Below are 22253 nucleotides of genomic sequence, written 5' to 3' on the forward strand. Positions count from 1 at the left end.
GCGCAACCGAGTCACCTGATAGGGCCCTGAGCAGCGTCTATAGCATCGAACTCGATGGAAGTCCGAGACTGGCTGGAAACTGCCCGCTACCCATTTTGCGCAGCTCTCTGTGGCCTACTCGCCCGATGTGAGCCGTTGAGTGAGCCATGCTCAGGTCGAGGGCGACGAAGAGTGACAAAGATGATCGAGCGCACCGATTGGCAGCAGCTGCGCGACCGGCGGATGAGCGAACCCGGCGCTGAAGAAGCCTATGAAGCCACTCGCCTGGCTTTCGAGCTCGGCAAGGCGGTCCGTGAAATGCGCGAAGCAAGCGGCTGGACCCAAGTCCAGCTTGCGGAGGCGGCGGGAATGACCCAACCCGCGATCGCCCGTTTCGAGGCGGGCGGCACGGTACCGACGATCCCGGTACTCGAGCGCCTTGCCCACGCACTCGGCGCCGAGCTGGTCGTGCGGCTGGTCGCGGCCACCTCGGCGGCCTGACCACCCGGACCGGCGGACACGTGTGGTGATCCCTAAGCTGCCGTAGGTGGCCAGGTACTTCGACGTGCACCCGGACAACCCGCAGAAGCGCAGCATCGGCCAGGTCGTGGACCTGGTGCGCGGCGGCGGGCTGATCGCCTACCCGACCGACTCCTGCTACGCCTTGGGCTGCCAGCTGGGCAACGCGGACGGGATGGCGCGCATCAAGACCATCCGCCACCTCGACGACCGGCACCACTTCACCTTGGTGTGCCGCGACTTCCAGCAGCTGGGCCAGTTCGTCTACCTGGACAACGCGGTCTTCCGCGCGATCAAGGCGGCCACGCCGGGCAGCTACACGTTCATCCTTCCCGCCACCAAAGAAGTGCCGCGCAAGCTGCAGCACGCCAAGAAGAAGACCGTGGGCGTGCGGATCCCGGAGCACACGGTCACGCAGGCGATCGTCGAGGAGCTGGGCGAGCCGATCGTGTCGAGCACGCTGCTGCTGCCCGACGACGAAGAGCCGATGACCGTCGGCTGGGAGATCAAGGAACGCCTCGACCACGTCGTCGACGCGGTGATCGACTCCGGCGACTGCGGCACGGAGCCGACCACCGTCATCGACTTCTCCGATGGGACCGCCGAACTCGTGCGCGAGGGCGCCGGCGACCCGTCGCGCTTCATCGGGTGACCGGGTTGAGCAACGCTTCCTGCCGCGCCTGGAGCACGCCGGCCAGCTGAGCGTGCCGGGCCGTGTCCACCGGCAACCGGTCCAGCAGCGCGCGAAGCTGTGCGACAACGGGTTCCGGGACGGCGGACACGTCCGTCTGCTCCACCAGCACGGCCACCGTGCGGATCGCCCAGTACTGGACGACCGGTGACCGTTCCTCGACGGCGGCCGCCACGACGTCGGTCAGCCGAGCGGGATCGGGCCGGCCGTAGACGTAGGCGAAGGCGGTCAGCCGGGCACCGTCGGCCGGTGACCCGAAGGCTCGATCGACGTCGAAGTCCGGCACCTTGGGCACGACCGCGACCATGGCGCCGAACAACCGGTCGAACTCGGCGCTGCCCGTGCGCTGCCGCGGCAACGCCCACAGCCGGTCGTACTCCTCGACCATCTGGCGGACGGTGTCCATCGTCGGCGAGTCGTCCACCTGGGCCGCGCCGAAAGCGGCCTGCGCGGTGCTCGTGGCGTCGGTGGCCACCTGCTCCACGGAATCCTGGCGCTGCTCGAGGGACCGGTATTTCACCTTCCACCCGCCTGGCATCTCGATGCTGTCCAGCAGGTGCCCCAGCCACGGCAGCAGCGCCACGACGAGCAGCACCACCGTGATCGTGTCGATCTCGAGGTTCGGCCACACGACGTGGGCCACCGCGGCGGCGACGGCCACGGTGGTGACAGCGACACCACCCCATTGACGCTTACCTGCCACAGGAATCCCCTTCGCAGCCAAGCAATCGAGCATAGCCGCGGTCAGGGCCTACCGGGTTGCGGCGAACATGAAGCAGCCGTAGACGATGTTGCGGCTGTGGACCTCCACGACACCGGGTTCGGCGAGCACGGCCTCGATGGCGGCGACCGGGTCGGTGCCGTCGTGGGTGCGGGACGCGGGGTGGATCCAGCCCCGCTCGTCGTAGGCGCGCAGCACTTGGGAACGGCCGTACCAATCCGCCGGGTACTCGGCCAGCGACTTCGGGCCGTCGCACGGCTCCGCGTGCACGAACACCGCCCCGATCTCCTGGTACGGGCTGTCCGCGGGCAGCGGCGGCCGGTAGTTCGCCAGCAGCAACGATTCGCCCGGCAGGGCGTCGCGCAGGCAGCAGCGGATCGGTTCGCCGCCGGTCGCGGTCCAGGGGGCCGCGCCCTCGGTGACGACGTCGCCCTTGTGCACCGGGTGCAGCGTGAATGCGTTCATGCCCAGTAGACGACGGGCGGCGCTCAAACGTGAGATCGGATCACGACCGTCGATTCCCACTCGTCGGAGTACACGACCCGCACGTCCGACAGCGATGCCGCCTGGGCGGGCGACGCCTCGAACAGCACGACGCCACCCGGCGCCAGCCAGGCGGGCGCCGCGGCCAGCACGCGCCGGGCCACCGCCAGCCCGTCCGGGCCGCCGTCCAACGCCACCCGTGGCTCGTGCTCGCGCGCTTCCGGCGGCATCGTCGAGATCGCCTCGGTCGGCACGTACGGCACGTTCGCCATGACCACGGAAACCTTGCCCTGCAAGGACAACGGCAACGCGTCGAACAAGTCGCCCTGGTACACCCGGGGGACGTTGCGGCGCGCGCACGCCACCGCGGCCGGGTCGATGTCCGCCGCGTACAACGAAACGGACGGCACCGCGGCCAGCACCGCCGCCCCCAGCGCACCGCACCCGCAGCACAGGTCCACGACGACCGAATCCGGGCGCACATAGGTCAAAGCCTGATCCACCAAGAACTCCGTGCGCCGCCGTGGCACGAACACCCCGGGCGACACGGCAACCCGCAGCCCGTGGAACTCGACCCAGCCGAGCAGGTGCTCCAGCGGCACGCCGGACACCCGCTGCGCGACCAACGATTCCAGCTCGTCAGGCGAGGGAGCCGCCGACGCGAGCAACTCCGCTTCCTCTTCGGCGAACACGCAGCCGGCCGCACGCAGGCGACCCACCAGATCGTTCATCGGGTGGCGAGCACCTGCTCGAACGCCAGCTCGGCGGCCCCGAGCAGCTTGACGTCGTTGCGCAGCGAGGACGTCACGATCCGGACCCCGCCCAGCGCACGGCTCACCATGCTGCGCTTGCGCACCAGGTCCGTCACGTGCTCGATCAGCTTCGGCGGCAGCTCGGTGAAGAGGTCGCCGAGCACGACGAGCCTGGGGCACAACAGGTTTACGAGGTTGCACAGCCCGATCGCCAGCCACTGGGCGAACTCGCCGAGCCGCTGCATCAGCTCCGCGGGCTGGGTGGCCAGCTGGTGCAGCTCGGCCGCGATCACGCCGCGTGGCGCGTCGTCGGGCAGGCCGAGCGCGCGGATCAGGGCCGCCTCGCCCACCTCGGTCTCCCAGCAGCCCTGGCTGCCGCAGTAACACGGCAGCCCGTCGGGCCGCACGACCATGTGCCCGATCTCCCCGACGTAGCCGTCCGTTCCCCGCAACGGCGCGTTGCTGGAGATCACGCCGCCGCCGACGCCGACGTCAGCGCCGATGTAGACGACGTCGTCGATGCCGCGGGCCGCACCACGCAGGTGCTCGGCCAGCGCACCGAGTTCGGCGTCGTTGGCGACGTAGGCGGGCAGGTCGAGCGCCTTGCCCAGCCAGGCACCCAACGGCACGTTGGTCCACTGCAGGTTCGGTGCCTCGTGCACCAGGCCGTCGGCGCGGCGCACGACCCCCGGGGCCGACGCGCCGACCGCCGCGACCTCGACGCCCGCTTCCTCGATCAGCAACTCGCAGTTGTCGACGATCTTGGTCAGCGTCTCGCGGGGCACGCGGGTCTCGGCTCGCAGGCCCCAGCTGCACCGGCCGAGGATCTGCCCGCCGAGCCCCACCAACGCCATCGCGACCTGGTCCACCCGGATGTCCACGGCCAGCACCACGACCGCGTTCGGCTGGGGCAGCACCAGCAGCGACGGGCGCCCGGCACCGGTGCGCCGGGTCGGCACCCGCTCGGCGACCACGCCGTTCTCGGCCAGATCATCGACGAGCGCCTTGATCGTGCTGCGGTTGAGCCCGGTCTCGGCGGCCAGCGCGGCCCGGGTGCTCGGCCCGCTGACGTGCAGTCGGCGGAGCACGAGCGCCCGGTTGTGCCTGCGCAGGTCGTCGGGCCGAGCGGCAGAGGTGGGGGTGGTGGTCACCGGCCGGGCTAGCGAGCTGCCGCTCGCCGCCGGGAGAGCGCGTCGACACTCGCCGCGAGCAGCAGCACGAGACCGGTGATGATGTTGACCGGGGCAGCCTGGAAACCGAGCAGGTTCAGTCCGTTCTGGACGGTGGCGAGGACGAGACCACCGAGCACCGCGTCGCGGACCCGGCCCTTGCCACCGAACAGCGACGTCCCGCCGATCACCGCGGCACCGACGGCGAACAGCAGCGTGTTGCCGTTGCCGGCGTTGCCGTCGACCGAGCCGACCTTGGAGGTGTAGACGATGGCACCGATCGCCGCGACCGCCGAGCAGATGATGAACACGCTCATCCGGATCTTCGGCACGTTCACACCGGCCCGGCGCGCGGCCTCCGTGTTGCCGCCGACGGCGTAGATGTGCCTGCCGTAGCGGGTGCGGTCGAGCACGAACGTGCCCACCACGAACAGCACCAGCACGATCGGCACCACGTAGGGCACGCCGCTGATGTCGGTCAGCGCGGGGTTGGGCGAGCGGTTGAGCGTGAGCAGCCAGGTCGCCACCGCGCCGAGCACGACGACACCGACGATCTTGGCCAGGACCAGCGGCGTGGGCTGCGCGACGAGGCCCTTGCGCAACCGCGCCGCGTGCCGCAGGCCGACCACGGCCGCGTACCCACCGCAGGCGACGACGAACAGGATCCAGCTGCCCACCACGCTGAGGCTGTCGTTGGCGACGTTGAACAACACGTCGCTCTGGCGCACCGACACGGTGCCCGCGGCCCCGATCAGCTGCAGGATGACGCCGTACCAGGCGATGAACAGGCCCAGGGTCACCACGAACGACGGGATGCCGACCTTCGCGACGAGGAAGCCGGTGAAGCAGCCGATGCCGACGCCGACCAGGATCGCGAGCAGCATCTCCAGGTACGGGTTGGCGGGCACGCCGAGCAGCAGCACCGCGACGGCGCCGAGCGAGCCGACGACACCGATCCACAGCCGCAGCAGCGCGGCGAGCAACGCCGCGAGGACCAGGCCGACCACGAAGCCGTAGAACATCGAGTCGCCCATGGCGCCGAGCAGGTTGCCGTGGTCTCGGAAGTGCAGTGCGAGCAGCGTCGCGGCCACGCCGGATGCGGTGCCCGCCGACAGGTCGATCTCGCCGAGCAGCAGCACCGGCACGATGCCCATCGCGATGATCATCGGACCCGCGCCCTGCTGCAGCAGGTTCGCCAGGTTGTTGATGCTGACGAAGTCGCCGGACGCGATCGCGAAGATGACCACCAGCACGGTGAGGCCCAGCAGCGCGGGAACCGCGCCGAGTTCACCGCCACGCAACCGGTTCCAGTAGTCGCCGATGGCCTCGTAGGTGGTCCTCGACGTCGTGTCGATGCCGAAGTCGGTGATGGCCGTGTCGGCCGCGGCGTGCGCCTCGAGCGCCTCGGCGACCGGGCCCGAGTCCGCGGGCGTCGGTTCGGTCGGCTTGGGGCCGGCCGGCTGGGTTGGGCTTTCCGTCATTGGGCTGGTCTTCCTCGCGGCGTTAGATGGTGACGACATCGGGTCGGGCGAGGCCGAGGTCCCCGGAGCGCCCGGCGGTGATCAGCTCGACCACCTGGCTGTGGTTCAGTTCGCGGGTGGGCAGCTCGGCGGCCATCCGGCCGAGGTACAGCGTCGCGATCCGGTCGGAGACCTCGAGCACGTCGTTCATGTTGTGGCTGATCAGCACCACGCCGAGGCCCTGTTCGGCCAGCCGGCGCACCAGGTCGAGCACCTGGCGGGTCTGCGCGACGCCCAGCGCCGCGGTCGGCTCGTCGAGCAGCACGACCTTGCTGTCCCACAACACGGCCTTGGCGATCGCCACGGTCTGGCGCTGCCCGCCCGACAGCGACGACACGGGGGTGCGCACGGACTTCACCGTGCGCACGGAGAGCGAGGCGAGGGTGCGGCGCGCGGCCAGCTCCATCTCGGCCTCGTCGAGCAGGAAGCCGGAAAGCCGCTCCCGGCCGAGGAACATGTTCTGCACGACGTCGAGGTTGTCCGCGAGCGCCAGGTCCTGGTAGACGACCTCGATGCCGAGCGCGGCCGCGTCGCGCGGGCCGTGGATGTGGACCGGCTTGCCGTCGAAGAGGATCTCGCCGCTGTCCACCGGGTGGATGCCCGCGATGCACTTGACCAGGGTCGACTTCCCGGCCCCGTTGTCACCCACGAGCGCGGTGACCTCACCGGCCCGGACGGTGAAGTCGATGTCGTGCAGCACGTGGACCGGTCCGAACGATTTGTTCACGCCGCGCAGCGACAGGATCGGCTCGCTCACCGTGAACCTCCATGGGTCACGTAGGTGTTCGTTGCTTGGGGAGAGTGGGGACCGCGGCGGGGCGGGGTGCTTCCCCGCCCCGCCGCGGTGCTTTCGGGGGTGTTACTTGATGCCCGCGCTGTCGCAGGCGGCCTTGGCGGCGCCGGTGCAGACCTCGGAGGCCTTCACGTAGCCCTTGTCGATGACGAGCTTGACGTTGTCCTTGGTGATCGGCTGCGGGGTGAGCAGCACGGACTTGACGTCGCGGTTGCCGGTCGGGTCGTGCGAGGTCGCGGTGGCGACCTTGTCGGCCTCGCCGGTGCTGCCCTTGACCAGGGCGGCGGCCAGCTGCGCGGCGGCGTCGGCCTCTTCCTGGATCGGCTTGAACACCGTGGAGTACTGCTGGCCCGAGAGGATCGCCCGGAGGCCGTCAGCGGTGGCGTCCTGACCGGTCACCGGCACCTTGCCCGCCAAGTGGTACTTCTGCAGCACGGTGATCACCGCGCCGGCAAGGCCGTCGTTGGCCGCGAGCACGCCGTCGATCTTGCCCTTGTTGGCGGTGAGCAGCTGCTCGAAGACCTGGCCGCCGAGCTGGTTGTCCCACTTGTCGATGGCCCGGCTGTTGACCAGCTTCAGGCTGCCGTCGGCGTAGAGGGGCTTGACGACCTCTTCCTGGCCCTGCTTGAACAGGGTGGCGTTGTTGTCGGTCGGCGCGCCCTCGATCTCGATGACCTGGGCACCCTTCTTGTCCTTGAGCGAGTCCGCCAGGGCCTGACCCTGCAGGTGACCGACGCGGACGTTGTCGAAGCTGACGTAGTACTGCGCGCTGCCACCCAGGTTCAGCCGGTCGTAGTCGATGACGGGCACGCCCTGCTTGGCGGCGATCTGCTCGACGGCCGCACCGGAGTCGCCAGTGGGCGCCGCGACGATCAGCACCTTCACCTTCTGGCTGAGCATGGTGTCGGCGATCTGGGAGAACTTCTGGGTGTCGCCCTGCGCGTTCTCGATGATCGGGGTGAGGCCCTGGGCTTCGAGCGCCTTCTTCAGCATGGGCTCGTCGAACCCGGCCCACCGGGCCGAACTGGCGGTCTCGGGCAGGATCACGCCGACCTTGGCGCCGTTCCCGCCGCCGGCCGCGGCCGGTGCGCTGGACCCGCCGGAACCACCAGAGCCGCTTGAGTCGCCGGAGCTGTTGTTGCCACAGCCCGCGAGAACAAGCGCAAGGCTCGAGCCCACCGCGACGAAGGCAGCGACGCTCTTACGCATGGGATGTCCTTTCCTACCCGGCGGCCTCGATGCCGCAGACGAGTATGTTGTGCGCGACAACATAACCGGCCGGACGCGGGTCCGGAAGAGGTACTTAATCGATACAGAGTCGAAGGTCCAGGTGTCTTGCCCGTGACGAAGGGGTAAATCGCGACCGCTCGGCTATCAAACCGTGATGTTTGTTGAGCCGAACAACAAACACGGTTCAGAGGTACTGGCCCACTGCCGTGTCATCGATGTCATTCTCGGTGGGCTCGGGCAGGTCGTCCAGCAGCAACACCGTGATGTCCTGCCGGTCACCGGCGGTGATCCGGCGTGCCTGCAGCGAGACCATCCGGTCGAGCAGGTTGCGCATGGCGCGGCCGTTGCCGAAGGCCGGACCACGCGGGGCCGAGCGCAGCCGGCGGGCCACTTCTTCCAGCACACCGTCCTGCAGCGTGTACCCGGCGGCGGCGACCAGCGAGGCGAAGATGGCCAGCAGCTCGTCGTCGCGGTAGTCGGGGAAGCGCACGACCGTGGGGAACCGGGACGCGAGGCCGGGGTTGGCGCCGAGGAAGGCCAGCATCTCCTCGCCGTAGCCCGCGACGATCACGACAAGGTCGTCACGGTGGTCCTCCATCAGCTTCAGCAACTCGGCCAGCGCCTCCCCGCCGAAGTCGTCCTGACCCCGCGCGGCCAGGGCGTAGGCCTCGTCGATGAACAGCACGCCACCCAGCGCCCGGTCCACGGCGGCCCGCACCTTGGGGGCGGTCTGCCCGACGTAGGAGCCGACGAGGTCACCACGTGAGACCTCGACCAGGTGCCCGGAGGACAACAAACCCAGCTGCGCGTACACGGCGGCGATCAACCGCGCGACCGTGGTCTTCGCGGTGCCGGGCTTGCCGATGAACGCCAGGTGCCGCGACGGCGTCGTCACCGGCATGCCCGCGTCGCGGCGCAGCCGGTCGGCCTTGGCCTCGGCGACCATCAGCCGCACCTCGGCCTTCACCGCGTCCAGCCCGATCAGCTCGTCGATCTGGGCGAGCGGGTCGGCGGGCAGCTCCCCCGCCGCGTCCGACACGGTGGCCGGCACGTCCTCGGGCCGGATCTCGGCCAGCGACTCGTCCTCGTCCACCACGCCGTCCGCGAGGATCCGCCGTGCCTGCCGCGCGATCGTGCGCTCCAGCAGGTTCGTCACCACCCGCGGCGTGCGCGCGGTCCGCGAGCGCTCCAGCAGCTCGGTCACCCCGGCCCGCACGCCGTCGGCCAGCGTGAACCCGGCGGTGGTCGCCTTCACCTCGTAGAGCCGCACCAGGTCGGCGGCGGTCAACGCGGGCAGCCGCAACGTCTTCGGGAAGTGCGCGGCGAGCCCGGGCCGCGCCGCCAGCAGGCCCGCGATGCCGTGGTCGCTGCCGGTCAGCACCACAACGAGCTCGTCGCCGTGCTTGGCCAAGTTCACCTCGATCGCGTCGAGCGCCGCCTGCCGCACGGCCAGGTCCGGACCGGCGGTGGTCAGGTCGTGCGCGTTCTCCACGCACAGCACCCCGCCCAACGCACGCATGACGGCGGCCTTGACCGACGCGCCACCGTCGTCGGTGGTGAGGTCGGCGCGGTCGACCGAGACCAGGTGACCGCTGTCCAGCGCGCCCGACTGCGCGTACAACCGGCCGAGGAGCCCGGCCAGCATCGTCTTGCCGGTCCCGCGCTCGCCGGTGATCACCAGGTGGCGCGAGCGCTTCGGCGCGGTCATGCCCGCGTCGGTGCGCAGCCGCGCCGCCATCTCCTCGGCGAGCAACAACTCGAGCTCACGGCGGGCGGCATCAAGGCCGACGCACGCCCGCAGCTCGGCCAGCGGGTCGGCGTGCGGACCACCCGGCGTGAGCTGGGCGGGCAGGTCGATCCGGCTCACCTTCACCGGGCCGTCGGCCCGGTGCCGCGCCCGTGCCGCCCGGATCGCCTCGCCGGCCAGCCGTTCGACCAGCCGGGCACCGCGCAGGTTGAGCAACGGCGGTGTGCGCAGCAACAGGTCCGCGCCCGCGGCCACCGCCGCCGCGTCGATCTCCACCCCGCGCCGCGCCATGGCCGCGCGCAACAGCCGGCCGAACTGCTCGCCGGTGAAGTCCCGGGTCCGGGCCACGTGGAACTGCTGGCACAGCGCGGGATTCACCTCGAACAACCGCAGATCCCCGCCGTCGCGGCAGATCGCGAGCACGTGCAACGCCGGATCGCGGGCCAGGCACCGACGCAGCTCCTCGGCCAGCGCCGGGCCGCACGTCTCCTCGGCGGCCATCGCGTCCAGGCCGTCCAGCGCGAGCACCTTGCCCTGGGCGAGCGCCGCACGCGCGGTCTCGTTCAGGTACAGCACGGCCTGGCTCGGCGCGATGCCGGTGAACAAGTGGTCCGACACCCACACCACGCCCTGCGCCGGGGCCAAGGCGCCGAGCTGGTCGATCACCCGGCGCGCCGCCGTGCGCCGGCCGGTGCCCTCCGGACCGGCCAGCATCAGCCGGATGCCCGCGCCGGGCCCGGTGGCCGCGATGGCCTCGGCGAGGGTGTCGGCGAACTCCGGCGGGCCGATCAGCTCGTCGTCGGATAAGTCCTCAGTGGACAAATCGGCTCCCGGGAGCACGGTGGGGCGCTGGAAGATGTCGATGAAGTCCACGTGGAACAGGTCGACCGGCACCCGGCAGTCGAGCTCGATGCCGGACGCCCACTGCGCGGTCGAGGTGACCCGCACGGCCATGTCCAGCCACGCCCGGCAGGTGTCCGCCTCGCCCACGCGCAGGCCGTCGGCGAGCCAGGCCCGGGTTTCCGCGCGCCACTGCTCGAGCGACCACGTCGCCGCCGTCCGCTCGAACTCCGCGCGGACCGACCCGCCCGGGTCGTCGAGATCCGTTGGGACACCGGTCATCCGCGCCTGGCGCAGCACCGCGGCGAGCGCGGCCGCCGGGGCGCTGCCGCCGAGCGCGTCGGCCAGCCGCTCGTGCGCGGCGCTGAACCGCTCGACGCACCAGGCGAGGTAGGAGCGCGGGCCGGCGAACTCCGGCAGGGCGGCCCTGGTGGTCGCGTCAGCGTCCGCCCACCACTGGTCGAGCTCCTCGGCGAGGTCGCCGGTCCGCCACCGCACGGGGTTGCGCAAACCCAACTCGTGCAACGCTTTCAGCGCGTCCAGGCGATCGCGCACCGGGGCCAGCTCGGCGTAGACGTCGAGCAGTTCGGCGGCCATGGTGTAGGCCTGCTCCCGCTCGTCCGGCGCGGCGGCGAACACCAGCCACCGGCCGGGCACCGCCCACGTGGCCTGCTCGCGGATCCAGCCGATGCCGTCGCGGATGGGCGGTGCGGACCGGGCGAAGACCCGGCCGAAGAGTTCGTTGTCCAGATCGCGCCGATTGCCTGCGCGCACAGCGAATCCGCCGAAGAGCGTCTGCGCCTGGATCAGCAGTTCGGCCGCGGCCATCGTGGCGTCCGGCCGGAACAGGTCGGCGAGGCTGGCCACGGTCGGCGCCGCGCGGCGGTCGCGGTAGAGCCGCCCCACGCGCTCGGCAATGCGTTCGTACACGCCGTCGGGCACCCGCCACGGCCCTGCGGCGTAGAGATCGAGCACCGGCTCGTCGAGCAACAACAGCTCGAGGCGCTCGGGCACCTTCAGTGCGTTCACTCCCCCGACTTCCCTTCCCCGACGGTGTTCACCCCCCTCCCGATTGTCCTCCCCTACAAGGGTTTATCGGCACGCGACCGGCGCAAGTGCAGCCGTGGCAACCCATTCGGCCTAGTGCCACCGCCGCCGACCGCCTCCCGGAACTGTCGACACCAAGCCGCGACTGCCCCGTTGTGTCGACACTACGCTCCGAACACGCCCGACTTCACGAACGGCAACAGTGGGTGACACCAGCGAACATCCCAGGTAACGGACCCTTGACAGGGCCGTTACGCGGCATGAGACTCCCTGGCAAGTGTCGACACTATGGCGTCGGTGAAGCGGGCAAGGGAGCCAATGTGATCAAGCCGTACAAGGCAGCACTCATCCAGCAGGAGACGCGGGTGATCGTCGACCCGAAGGACCGGGACGACATCATCGACCAGAACCTCAACCGGATCTTCGAGCTGTTGCAGTGGACGTTCAACCGGGTCGGCGAGGTGCGGCTCGGCATGATCTCGGAGTACAGCATCATCGGCCAGTACCGGCCGCGCGACGTGGACGAGTGGCTCGCCCTCGCCGAGACCATCCCCGGCCCGGTCACCGACCGCATCGCCGAGCAGTGCCGCCGCCTGGGCGTCTACTTCATGGGCAACCTGTACGAGCGCGACGACAGCTGGCCCGGCCGCTTGTGGAACACGAACTTCATCATCGATCCCAACGGCGAGATCATCCTGAAGTACCGCAAGAACAACGGGCCCAACAACCTCAACACCGTCTACACCGGGCCCGGCGACGTCTACACCGAATACACCGAGCGGTACGGCAACCTCAGTATGTTCCCCGTCGTCGACACCGAGATCGGCGTCCTCGGCACCCTGACCTGCACCGACATCATCTTCCCGGAGATGTCCCGCGCGCTGGCCCTGCAGGGCGCCGAGGTGCTGCTGCACCCGACCGCCGAGCCGTGGTCCGATGTGGACGCGAAGTGGGACATCTTCCGGCGCAGCCGGGCCTACGAGAACCTGGCGTACTTCCTGTCCTGCTGCGCGGGCGCGTTCGTCGGCTCGGACCGGCCACGCAACGGCTACCGCGGCCATTCGCAGATCATCGACCACCTCGGCAACCAGGTGTCGGTGGCGGCGGGCTCGGGCGAGGCCGTCTGCGTCGGCACCATCGACGTCGACGCCATCCGCGAGATCCGCACCAAGAAGCCCACCGAGTCCGGCCACGAGTGGAACCAGCTGGTGGAGCTGCGCACCGACCTGTTCGCCGAGGTCTACCGCCAGGCCGGCCGCTGGCCCAACGACGGCTGGAAGGACAGCTTGCTGCGCTCCACCAAGGAAACCCGCCAGCTGGCCCGCGAGATCATCGACAAGCTGGTCGGCACGGGCAAGCTCAAGCAGTCCGGCTACGACGAGTTCGCGGCCTTGACCGAGAAGGCGTCCCATGGCTGACTGCCTCACCGCACGGGATCTGAACCTCGGTCACGTGGGTCGCCGCAGCGGCGGCTTCACCCTGGCCGTGGAGAACCTCCACCTGGACATCGCCGAGCACGAGTTCGTCGTGATCGTCGGTCCGTCCGGCTGCGGCAAGACGACGTTCCTGGAAGCGGTGGCCGGCCTCGTGCCGGTCACCTCGGGGACCCTCGAGCTGCACGGCAAGCAGATCAAGGGGCCCGGCCCGGAACGGTCGCTGGTCTTCCAGCAGGCCTCGCTCTACCCGTGGCGCACCGTGCTCTCCAATGTCCTGTTCGGACTCCAGATGCAGGGCCGGTTGACCGCGAAGTCCCGCGCCCACGCCCGCGACCTGCTCGAGGTCGCCGGGCTCGGTCACGTCGCCGACAAGTACCCCCACGAGCTTTCCGGTGGCATGCGCCAGCGGGCGAACCTCGCCCGCGCCCTGGCCACCGACCCCACCCTGCTGCTCCTCGACGAGCCGTTCAGCGCCCTGGACGCGCAGAACCGCGAGCTCCTGCAGGACGAACTGCTGCGGATCTGGCAGGCCGACGAGGTCAGCGCGAAGAAGACGGCGCTGTTCGTCACCCACGACGTGAACGAGGCCGTGCTGCTGGCCGACCGGGTGCTGGTGTTCTCGCCGTCACCCGCCAAGGTCGCGCTGGAACTGCGCATCGACGCGCCGCGACCGCGCGACGCCGTGTGGCGGCGCAGCGCCGAGTTCTTAGCCTACGGAGACACCATCTTGGAACAACTCCGTATCGAAGCCCTCCGGCACACCCCCACTCCCCTAGCGAGGACCCATGACGACAGCGACGCTCCCGCGCCCGGAGCGCACGGAGAAGTCAGCGACCAGGAGCGGGACGACGCCGGCGCCGTCCGGTTGGGCAGCGCGGCACAGTAGCGGCTTGCTCGGCCTCGCCGGCGGGCTGGTCGTCCTGGTGATCTGGCAGGCGGCGGCCGGCTTCGGCCTGGTCGACGTCACGTTCAGCAGCAGCCCCATCCGGACCGTGCGGGCCGGTGCGCACCTGTTCGCCACTGGCGAGATCTGGAGCCCGCTCGGCGCCACCGGCTACGAGCTGTTGTGGGGTCTCGGCATCACCTTCCTGCTCGGGATCCCGATCGGGCTGGTGCTCGGGCGCTACAAGGTCCTGCACGACATGACCGAGCCCATCGTCAACGTGCTGTACTCCGTGCCGTACGTGATGTTCCTGCCGATCATCATCTTCTGGTTCGGCCTGGACAACGTGTCCCGGGTGATCGTGATCGTGTGGGCGGGGATCCTGCCCCTGATCATCAACATCACCGCGGGCGTGCGGAACCTCGACACCGACTACACCCGCGTGGCGACGGTGTTCTGCACGCCCAGGCTGAAGTTCTTCACCAACATCGCCTTGCCGGCGACGCTGCCGTACATCCTCGCGGGCATCCGGCTCGCGGTCGGCCGCGGCCTCGTCGGCGCCATCGTCGCCGAGCTCTTCCTTGCCAGCAACGGACTCGGCTACTTCGTGCAGAACAAGACCTCGAACTTCGACGTCGACTCGGCCATGGCGGGCATCGTGCTGCTCGCGGCGGTGGCCCTGCTGCTCAACTGGGCAGTGCGGCTGATCGAGCGGCGCTTCACCCATTGGGCAGGTGCGAAATGAACCGCAAGCTCTTCACCTCGGTCGCCGCGGCGGCCTTGGGCCTCACAGTCCTTTCCGGGTGCGCGCAGAACGCGGGAACCAAGGTCGACGCCGACGCCAGCGGCAAGCTGCCGTTGAAGATCGGCTACACCGCGCCCGGCGCGGGTTACGCCGACCTTTACGTGGCCGCCGACTACGGCATCTTCGCCAAGCACGGCCTGAACGTGCAGCTGGTGCGGCTCAACGATTCCTCGCAGCTGGTGGCTTCCCTGTCGTCGAACTCCGTGCAGGTCGGCGTCGGCGTCGCGCAGGACACCGCGGCCGCGATCATGAAGGGCACGGACCTGCGTTACGTCGCGATGTCCGAGCCGCACTACAACCTGGAGATGTGGGCCAGCCCCGACATCAAGACCGTCCAGGACCTCAAGGGCAAGAAGGTCGCGATCACCTCGCCCGGCTCCGAGAGCGACTTCGGGCTGACCGACGTCATGGAGCGCAACGGGATGAAGCGCGGGGACGTCCAGGGCGTCTACGTCAAGGGCATCCCGGCCGAGGTCGCCGCGCTGGAAAGCGGTGCGGTGTCGGCGATCCTGACCCAGCCGCCGCAGGGCGCGCAGACCAAGGAGAAGGGCGCGCACCTGCTCGCGTCGCTGGCCGACATGCAGTTCCCGCTCGGCGCCTACACCGTGCAGGGCAAGTACCTGAACGTGAACCGCGACGTGGTGAAGCGGTTCGTCCAGGCCGAGGCCGAGGCGCTGCAGTTCCTGCGCACGCACGAGAAGGAGACCGAGGCCAGCATCATCAAGTACACCGGGGTGAAGAACCCGGAGCTGGCCAAGTACGCCTACGACTTCTTCCTCAAGGTGTGGTCGCAGACGCCGCAGGTGGACGAGAAGGTGATCCGCCAGGCGTTCGAGGAGGCGGCGCAGAACAACCACACGCAGGCGCCGCAGGACATCACCAAGTACATCGACAACAGCATGCTGGCGGCGGCGTGAGCGAGTCGTTCGCCCGGTCCTGGTCCGCCTACCTGACCGACCAGGACCGGGCGGTGCTCGGCGCGACCTCGTGGGCGAAGCGGGAACCGTTCGGTCTGGGCACGAAGGCCGCCGTGCTGGCCGTCGACCTCTACTACGCCGCGCTCGGTGCGCGCGGGGTCGACGTGGTGACGGCGGTTCGGGACTGGCCGAGCGCGTGCGGTCCACAGGGCTGGGACGCGGTCGACCGGACCGCTCCGGTGCTCGACGCGGCACGTGCCGCGGACGTTCCGGTCCTCTACTTCCACGCCGCGCCGCCGGAGCTCGGTCGCTGGAACCGCAAGCCGGCCAAGGGCGTCAACCCGGTGGATCCGGTGCGGGGCAACACGATCGTGGCCGAGGTGGCACCTGAGCCCGGTGACGTCGTGATCCGGAAGACCGGCCCGAGCGCGTTCCACGACACCCCGCTGGACACGGTGCTGCGCTCGCGTGGTGTCGACACCGTGCTGGTGTGCGGCGAGGCCACCAGCGGGTGCGTCCGGTCCACCGTGGTCGACGCGTGCAGCCGCGGCTACCGGGTCGGGGTGGTCGGCGACTGCTGCTTCGACCGGTTCGAGGCGTCGCACTGGGTGAGCCTGTTCGACATGGACCAGAAGTACGCCGACGTGCTCACCGCTTCGGAAACCATTGCCTGGCTGAAGGGGTCGTCATGACCGCCGACTTGCGTGCGTGGCTCGACGAGGCCGCCGCGGCGGGTGAGCTGCAGGACGTCCGCGGCGCGAGCTGGGACCTGGAGATCGGCGCGTTGTCGCAGGTCAACTACCGCCGCTCGGCGCCGAAGGCGTTGCTGTTCGACGAGGTGCCCGGTTACGCGGCGGGCCTGCGGGTGCTCAGCGGCAGCGTGAGCAACCCTCGGCTGCTCGGCGCGGTGCTCGGCATGGGCTGGGACCAGACCGACGACTCGCTCATGACGGCCCTGGCCACCGCGCCCGGCGAATGGGCGGAGCGGGCGCCGGAGTTCGCCGCCGTGACCGTCGAGGACGGCCCGCTGCTGTCCACTGTGGTCAGCAAGCCGGACATCGACCTGTTGTCGTTCCCCGTGCCGCGCTGGCACGAGGGCGACGGCGGGCGCTACATCGGCACCGGGTGCGCCGTGGTGACCCGCGACCACGACACCGGGCGGATCAACCTCGGCGCGTACCGGATGCAGGTGCAGGACGACGGCCGCACCGCGACGGTCAACATCGAGCAGGGCAAGCACGGCGCGCAACACCTGCGCCGGTGGTTCGAGGCCGAGGGCCGGGCGCCGATCGCGGTCACCTTGGGCATGCACCCGGCGTACCTCGTCGCCGCGGGCATCGAAGTCCCGGCGCACGTGTCGGAGTACGACTACGTCGGGGCCATGCTGGGTAGTCCGGTGCGTGTGGTCGCGGGCGAGGTCACCGGGTTGCCGCTGCCGTTCGACGCGGAGATCGCGTTGGAGGGCTGGGTGCGGCCCGGCGACACCCGTCCGGAGGGCCCGTTCGGCGAGTGGACCGGCTACTACTCGGGCTCGCGCGACCCGATCATCACCATCGACGTCGAGCGCGTCTACCACCGGCCCGATCCGATCCTGCTCGGTGCGCCGCCCGGCAAGCCGCCGCACGACTACTCGTACATGCGCACGGTGATGAAGTCCGCGATCATCACCGACACGTTGCGCAAGACGGGGTTGCAAGGCCTGCGCGGCGTGTGGGCGCACGAAGCGGGTGGCGGACGCTCGCTGCTGATCGTGTCGATCGAGCAGCGCTACCCCGGGCACGCGCGGCAGGCGGCGTACCTGGCGTCGCAACTGCCGAACGCGGCCTACATGAACCGCTTCACCGTCGTGGTGGACCACGACGTGAACCCGCGCGACCTCACCGAGGTCGTGTGGGCGATGTGCGGGCGCTGCGACCCGCAGTCCGACATCGAGGTGATGAAGCGGACCTGGGGCAGCCGGGTCGACCCGTTGACGCCGCCGGGCGCGCTGCCGTTCAACAGCCGGGCGGTGATCGACGCGTGCCGCCCGTACGAGCGCATCGCCGACTTCCCCGCCGTGGCCGAGTCGAGCACGGAGTTGGTGGCGTCGGTGTCGAAGCGCTGGCCCGAGGTGGCCGGCTGATGCCCCCGAGCCCGCCGGTGACCAACGGCGCGGACGTGGCGCGACTGCGCCAGGACCTGCTGTTCAGTGCGCTGCGCGGGATCGAGGGCAGCTCGTCGCTGACGTTCGCGATCTTCGAGGAGCTCGCCACGTCGATCGTGGAGGGCCGGTTGCCGCCCGGCCACGAGGTCAACTCGATGGACCTGGCGCGCCAGTTCAACACCAGCCGCACGCCGGTGCGGGAGGCGTTGTTGCTGCTGGAGCGCGAGGGGCTGGTGATCGTCCCACCGCGGCGGCGCCCCTTCGTGTCGCCGGTGGCGTTGTCGCAGGTGCGGGAGATCTACGAGATCCGCGCCAGCCTGTACGCGCTGGTGTCGGAGCTGGTGGTGCAGCGGGCCACCGACGAGGAGATCTCGTCGTTGTGGCGGTGGCAGAAGGTGCTGGAGAACGACGCGGCGACCGGCGACGTCGACGGCTACTTCTGGCACAACGTCGGCTTCCGGGACGCCGAGGCGGCGTTGTCGCGCAACGGCGAGTTGCAGCGCCGGTTGAGTTCGCTCGGGCTGCAGATGCACCGGTTCCGGCACCTGAGCCTGTCGCTGCCCGGCCGGTTGTTGAACTCCGTCGCCGATCACGAGCGGTTGGTGCGGGCTTATGCCGATCGCGATGTGGCGTTGGCGGCCGCGGTGAGCAAGTCGTTGGTGTTGCGCGGGTTGCGGGCGATCGAGGCTTCGGGTCGGTTCTGACCCCTGCCCCGCAGGTGTGAGGATGCTCGGGTGTCCTCTCGCGCGCGTGTCACGGATCCCGGCCGCCTCGCCCGGTGGTGTGTCGAGCACCTGGGCAGCCCACCGCAGGAGGAGCTGTTCAGCTCCGGGCACCTGTCGGCGGTCCTCGGGCTCCGGCTGGCGGATGGCCGCGAGGTCGTGGTCAAGGTCCGTCCGGCATCGCGGCGGTTGGCAGCGTGCGTCGACGTCCAGCGCCGCATGTTCCAGGCTGGTTACCCGTGTCCGGAGCCGCTCACCGGCGCCACGGCCTTCGGCGACGACCTCGCGACCGCGGAGGTCCACGTTCCCGGCGGCGCACTGCTCCCGAGCGCCGACCACGCGGCCCCGGCCTTCGCCGAGGCTTTCGCGCGGCTGATCCGGCTGGCCCCGCGGCCGGACGAGGTGGGCATGCTCGATCCGCCACCGTCGTGGGCGGACTGGAACCACACCAGGACCGGACTGTGGCCGCGCCCGGAGGAGGACCTCGAGGCCGACCTCGACGCGGTGCCCGGCGCGGAGTGGCTCGACGAGACCGGGCGCCGCGCCCGAGACCGGCTGCGAGCCAGCGAATCCGACCGGTCCGACAGGTCCAACGCCGTGATCGGCCACTGCGACTGGCTGGCCGGCAACCTGCGCTGGCGCGGGGACGAGCTGCTGGTGGTACACGACTGGGACAGCGTGATCGTGGCGAGCGAAGCCGTCCTGGTCGGCTTCGCCGCCGCGCTGTATTCCACCGTCGACGCGGACGAGCTGGCAGGCGTCGAAGACACGGAACGGTTCCTCGACGCCTACTGCCGTGTGCGTGGCCGGGAGTTCAGCGATGACGAACGCCAACGGTCGTGGGCGGCCGGGGTCTGGACCAGGGCCTACGACGCGAAGTACCAGTACTCGGTCGGGCAGCCCATCACGTCGTTGACGCAGGACGAGGCCCGCGAGCGCCTCCGTCGTGCGGGCTAGTCACGCAGGGCCCAGTCGAGCACAGCCTTGCGCACGGGATCGGGCAGCATCAGCACCTGCGGCTCCGCCTCGACCCAGCCGGGTTCTTTGACCTTCATGCCCTGGGCGACGTGGTCCCGGTCGATGGGGAGGTTCTCGTCCAGCTCGTCGCCGTGCTCGCCACGCACCTGCACCCAGTACAGGTACTCGTCGGCGCCTTCGCGCAGGCGGAACACGATCTCGATGGCCATCCGCTCGCGGTCCAGCGTGGCCACGCACTCGTCGAGGCGATCGTTGAGCATGGCCATCCACTTGTCAGCTTCCGCCGAAGCGCCCGGCATGACCTTCGCGCGGGACAACTCGACCTTCAGCCCCGCGGGGATGCTCTTCACTCGCCCACCCACCCCGACTGCTCGATGGCCCGCAGCCCGCCCATGATGATCGACTTGGTGATGGCCACCGCCAGCTCGGCGTCCCGGTCGGCGTACGCCTGCAGCAACCGGTCGTGGTCGTCGACCGAACGCTCGAGCCGGCCGGGCAGCGACAGGCTCACGTGCCGCAGCTGCAACGTCCGCAGGCCCAGGGAACTCAAGGTCCGCGCCAGCTGGGCGTTGCCCGCCACCTCGGCCTCGGCCTGCCGGAACGCGACGTTGTCCCAGAAGTACCCGTCGACATCGCCGGACGCGGCGTCCTGGGCGAGCTTGCCGTGCCACTCGTACAGCACGTCCAGCGGCGGTTGCCGTCGCACGATCAGCTCCGACACCAGACCGTGCAGGCTCGCCCGGACCTCGTACACCTCGCGGGCCTGCACCAGCGTCACCGGCGCGACCCGCGGGCGTTTGCGGGCGGGGATGTCGACTAGACCTTCGCGCTGCAACGTCAGCAGGGCCTCGCGCACCGGCGTGCGGCTGCTGGAGTAGCGCTTGGCGAGCTCGACGGAGTTCACGTCGGCGCCCGGGGGCAGGCGGCCGTCGATGATCTGCAGGGCGACGTCCTCGACGATGCGGTCGACCAGGGAGCGCTCGGCGTCCAGGCCGTTGCCGAGCATCTGCCGCAGCATCAGTGTCGCGGTACTGGTGTCAGGGTCGGTCACGACTCCCCCACCGACACGTCGCACAGCACGTCCAGCATCCACAAGGCGGCTTCGGTGTGGTCGGCGTCCTTGCGCCGCACGGCCGCGATCCGCCGGTGCGGTCCGTCCCCGGCCAGCGGCACGGCGGCCACGTCCGGCCGCAACGCGACGAGGGCCAGGCGCGGGACGATGCTCACGCCGATGCCCGCCGCGACCAAACCCTGCGCGGACAGGTAGTCCTCGGTGACGAACCCGATCTCCGGCTCGAACCCGGCGATCCGGCACATGGTGGCGAACGCGTCGTCGTAGGGCGGCTGGTGACCGCGCACCACCCAGGACTCGCCCGCGAACTCCATCAGGTCCACTTCGGACTCGCCGGCGAACGGGTGGTCGGCGGGCACGAGCAGGTACAGCGGATCGTCCACAAGGGGCAATCGCTCGATGTCCGCGGGTACGGTGCGGGGCAGGAAGTCGTAGTCCCACACCAGACCGACCTGGATGTCGCCGTCGCGCAGGGCCGCGGGCATGTCGGCGGCGTGCGCCGAACGCAGGTGCACCTTCGTGTCGGGGTGGCGTTTGCCGAACTCGCGCAGCACGCGGGGGATCAGGTCGGCGGCGGCCGTGGGGAACGCGCCGAGGCGCACGCTCGCGGAGCGCTGGGTGAGGTCGTGCATCTCCTGCTCGATCGTCGCCATGGACCCGAGCAGGGCCTTGGACCGCTCGGCGAGCAACTCCCCCGCCTCGGTCAGCTCGACGCCCCGCGGTCCACGCACCATCAACGCGACGCCGAGCTGGCGCTCCAGCAACGCCATTTGCTGCGACACCGCGGAGTGCGTCATGAACAGCGCCTCCGCCGCGGCGGTGAACGACCCGCGCTCGGCCACCGCGGCGAACACCTGCAGCCGACGGACCTCCAGCACGCGCGCGGTCCTCTCTGCCGTGAAAAGGCCATTGTGCCACGCGATAGGTTTCGCCCCATGCCTGAGCTGGGTCTCCGCACGTGGCCACCGACCCCGATCGAGACCGAGCGGCTGGTCCTGCGCGCGGCCGAGGCACGCGACCGCACAGCGCTGCTGGACCTGTTCTCGTCGCCGGAAGTCAGGCGGGCCTAGAGCTGCCAAGCCCTGAATGTCCCATTGGGGGCGCTGGGTGTCCCGGATGGGACATTCAGGGCTTGTCGGCCAGGCGGGGGGCCGTGGTGACCTCTTCGCCCTTCCACTCCTCGGGCGCGAGCTCCCCCAGTCCCACCCGCGCCAGGGCGCGGCGCGCGACGTGGTCGATCAGGTCGTCGACCGACTCCGGGCGCGGGTAGAACGCGGGCACCGGCGGCGCGATGATCGCGCCCGCCTCGGTGACGGCGACCATCGACCGCAGGTGGCCCAGGTGCAGTGGTGTCTCGCGCACCATCAGCAGCAGCGGCCGGCCCTCCTTGAGGCAGACGTCGGCGGCGCGGGACACCAGGTCGTCGGTGTAGCCGGTGGCCACGGCCGAGAGCGTCTTGATCGAACACGGCACGACCAGCATGGAGTGCACGTCGAAGCTGCCCGAGGCGATCGAGGCGCCGATGTCCTTCGCGCGGTGGAAGACGTGGGCGAGTTCGCGGACCTCGCCCGGCGTGACGTCGCATTCGTAGCGCAGGGTGCGCATCCCGGCGGACGACACCACGAGGTGCACTTCCACGTCGGGTAGTTCACGCAACACGGTCAGCACACGCAGGCCGATCGCGGTGCCGCTGGCGCCGGTGATCCCCACGACCACCCGCCGGATCCGTCTGTCGCTGCGCATGCCCCATGGCATCACGGCCGCTACCGCGGGCACCAGCTTCCTGCTGTCAGACCTGCTAATGGC

The 22253-nt window shown here is 70.2% G+C and carries 23 protein-coding genes; 11 read left to right on the forward strand and 12 right to left on the reverse strand.

The window, feature by feature from the left end:
- The first annotated feature begins 180 nt into the window (after positions 1–180).
- Both EV186_RS16420 and EV186_RS16425 read left to right on the forward strand, forming a co-directional pair.
- Positions 181–480, forward strand: a complete 300-nt coding sequence (locus EV186_RS16420; protein WP_133850071.1) for a helix-turn-helix domain-containing protein — start codon at positions 181–183, stop codon at positions 478–480.
- 46 nt (positions 481–526) lie between these two features.
- Positions 527–1150: an L-threonylcarbamoyladenylate synthase gene (locus EV186_RS16425; RefSeq protein ID WP_133850072.1), complete on the forward strand. Its 624-nt coding sequence runs from the start codon at positions 527–529 to the stop codon at positions 1148–1150.
- Here the strand turns inward: EV186_RS16425 and EV186_RS16430 are convergent.
- The 8 genes from EV186_RS16430 to EV186_RS16465 all read right to left on the reverse strand — a co-directional run bounded on the left by EV186_RS16430 (position 1140) and on the right by EV186_RS16465 (position 11473).
- The gene (locus tag EV186_RS16430; RefSeq protein ID WP_133850073.1) at positions 1140–1892 is read right to left on the reverse strand and encodes a hypothetical protein; all 753 of its coding nucleotides are present in this window, start codon (positions 1890–1892) and stop codon (positions 1140–1142) included. The genes EV186_RS16425 and EV186_RS16430 overlap by 11 nt on opposite strands.
- A 48-nt stretch (positions 1893–1940) precedes the next feature.
- Complete coding sequence (locus EV186_RS16435; protein WP_133850074.1) at positions 1941–2375, reverse strand: DUF1203 domain-containing protein; 435 nt, start codon at positions 2373–2375, stop codon at positions 1941–1943.
- A gap of 23 nt (positions 2376–2398) precedes the next feature.
- Positions 2399–3124, reverse strand: coding sequence for a putative protein N(5)-glutamine methyltransferase (locus tag EV186_RS16440; RefSeq protein WP_133850075.1), 726 nt, complete (start codon positions 3122–3124; stop codon positions 2399–2401).
- Positions 3121–4296 carry an ROK family protein gene (locus EV186_RS16445; protein ID WP_133850076.1) on the reverse strand — a complete coding sequence of 392 codons (1176 nt, stop codon included), beginning with the start codon at positions 4294–4296 and terminating at the stop codon, positions 3121–3123. The genes EV186_RS16440 and EV186_RS16445 overlap by 4 nt, the downstream gene beginning before the upstream one ends.
- A gap of 8 nt (positions 4297–4304) precedes the next feature.
- The gene (locus tag EV186_RS16450) at positions 4305–5795 is read right to left on the reverse strand and encodes a sugar ABC transporter permease (protein ID WP_133850077.1); all 1491 of its coding nucleotides are present in this window, start codon (positions 5793–5795) and stop codon (positions 4305–4307) included.
- 22 nt (positions 5796–5817) lie between these two features.
- Positions 5818–6591 (reverse strand): ATP-binding cassette domain-containing protein, encoded by a 774-nt coding sequence (locus tag EV186_RS16455; protein ID WP_133850078.1) that lies wholly within the window; start codon positions 6589–6591, stop codon positions 5818–5820.
- A 102-nt stretch (positions 6592–6693) separates the two neighbouring features.
- Positions 6694–7836 carry a sugar ABC transporter substrate-binding protein gene (locus tag EV186_RS16460; protein ID WP_133850079.1) on the reverse strand — a complete coding sequence of 381 codons (1143 nt, stop codon included), beginning with the start codon at positions 7834–7836 and terminating at the stop codon, positions 6694–6696.
- Between the two features lie 205 nt (positions 7837–8041).
- Positions 8042–11473, reverse strand: coding sequence for an AAA family ATPase (locus EV186_RS16465; RefSeq protein WP_133850080.1), 3432 nt, complete (start codon positions 11471–11473; stop codon positions 8042–8044).
- A 338-nt stretch (positions 11474–11811) separates the two neighbouring features.
- Here EV186_RS16465 and EV186_RS16470 point away from each other — a divergent pair, with 338 nt between their 5' ends.
- The 8 genes from EV186_RS16470 to EV186_RS16505 are packed head-to-tail and all read left to right on the forward strand — an operon-like array spanning position 11812 to position 19354.
- Positions 11812–12909 carry a nitrilase-related carbon-nitrogen hydrolase gene (locus tag EV186_RS16470; RefSeq protein ID WP_166659196.1) on the forward strand — a complete coding sequence of 366 codons (1098 nt, stop codon included), beginning with the start codon at positions 11812–11814 and terminating at the stop codon, positions 12907–12909.
- Positions 12902–13813 carry an ABC transporter ATP-binding protein gene (locus EV186_RS16475; RefSeq protein WP_133850082.1) on the forward strand — a complete coding sequence of 304 codons (912 nt, stop codon included), beginning with the start codon at positions 12902–12904 and terminating at the stop codon, positions 13811–13813. Before EV186_RS16470 ends, EV186_RS16475 begins: the two co-directional genes overlap by 8 nt.
- Positions 13814–13817: 4 nt before the next feature.
- On the forward strand, positions 13818–14555 hold the full coding sequence (locus EV186_RS16480) for an ABC transporter permease (RefSeq protein ID WP_166659197.1): 738 nt from the start codon (positions 13818–13820) through the stop codon (positions 14553–14555).
- Positions 14552–15532, forward strand: a complete 981-nt coding sequence (locus tag EV186_RS16485) for an ABC transporter substrate-binding protein (RefSeq protein ID WP_133850084.1) — start codon at positions 14552–14554, stop codon at positions 15530–15532. Before EV186_RS16480 ends, EV186_RS16485 begins: the two co-directional genes overlap by 4 nt.
- On the forward strand, positions 15529–16224 hold the full coding sequence (locus EV186_RS16490; protein WP_166659198.1) for an isochorismatase family protein: 696 nt from the start codon (positions 15529–15531) through the stop codon (positions 16222–16224). The genes EV186_RS16485 and EV186_RS16490 overlap by 4 nt, the downstream gene beginning before the upstream one ends.
- Complete coding sequence (locus EV186_RS16495) at positions 16221–17654, forward strand: UbiD family decarboxylase (protein ID WP_133850086.1); 1434 nt, start codon at positions 16221–16223, stop codon at positions 17652–17654. Before EV186_RS16490 ends, EV186_RS16495 begins: the two co-directional genes overlap by 4 nt.
- Positions 17654–18379 (forward strand): GntR family transcriptional regulator, encoded by a 726-nt coding sequence (locus EV186_RS16500; protein ID WP_133850087.1) that lies wholly within the window; start codon positions 17654–17656, stop codon positions 18377–18379. The genes EV186_RS16495 and EV186_RS16500 overlap by 1 nt, the downstream gene beginning before the upstream one ends.
- 30 nt (positions 18380–18409) lie before the next feature.
- Positions 18410–19354 (forward strand): phosphotransferase family protein, encoded by a 945-nt coding sequence (locus EV186_RS16505; RefSeq protein ID WP_243754063.1) that lies wholly within the window; start codon positions 18410–18412, stop codon positions 19352–19354.
- Here the strand turns inward: EV186_RS16505 and EV186_RS16510 are convergent.
- The 3 genes from EV186_RS16510 to EV186_RS16520 are packed head-to-tail and all read right to left on the reverse strand — an operon-like array spanning position 19351 to position 21325.
- The gene (locus EV186_RS16510) at positions 19351–19725 is read right to left on the reverse strand and encodes a DUF6176 family protein (RefSeq protein WP_133850088.1); all 375 of its coding nucleotides are present in this window, start codon (positions 19723–19725) and stop codon (positions 19351–19353) included. The genes EV186_RS16505 and EV186_RS16510 overlap by 4 nt on opposite strands.
- Positions 19722–20426 carry a GntR family transcriptional regulator gene (locus EV186_RS16515; protein ID WP_208115618.1) on the reverse strand — a complete coding sequence of 235 codons (705 nt, stop codon included), beginning with the start codon at positions 20424–20426 and terminating at the stop codon, positions 19722–19724. Before EV186_RS16515 ends, EV186_RS16510 begins: the two co-directional genes overlap by 4 nt.
- Positions 20423–21325, reverse strand: a complete 903-nt coding sequence (locus EV186_RS16520; protein ID WP_166659199.1) for a LysR family transcriptional regulator — start codon at positions 21323–21325, stop codon at positions 20423–20425. Before EV186_RS16520 ends, EV186_RS16515 begins: the two co-directional genes overlap by 4 nt.
- Before the next feature lie 57 nt (positions 21326–21382).
- Here EV186_RS16520 and EV186_RS40495 point away from each other — a divergent pair, with 57 nt between their 5' ends.
- Positions 21383–21517: a hypothetical protein gene (locus EV186_RS40495; RefSeq protein WP_279538296.1), complete on the forward strand. Its 135-nt coding sequence runs from the start codon at positions 21383–21385 to the stop codon at positions 21515–21517.
- 55 nt (positions 21518–21572) lie between these two features.
- Here the strand turns inward: EV186_RS40495 and EV186_RS16525 are convergent, their stop codons facing one another.
- Complete coding sequence (locus tag EV186_RS16525) at positions 21573–22190, reverse strand: UbiX family flavin prenyltransferase (protein ID WP_133850090.1); 618 nt, start codon at positions 22188–22190, stop codon at positions 21573–21575.
- Positions 22191–22253 lie beyond the last annotated feature (63 nt).

Origin of the sequence: Labedaea rhizosphaerae, from assembly GCF_004362825.1 — a bacterium.
Taxonomy (GTDB): Bacteria; Actinomycetota; Actinomycetes; order Mycobacteriales; family Pseudonocardiaceae; genus Labedaea; species Labedaea rhizosphaerae.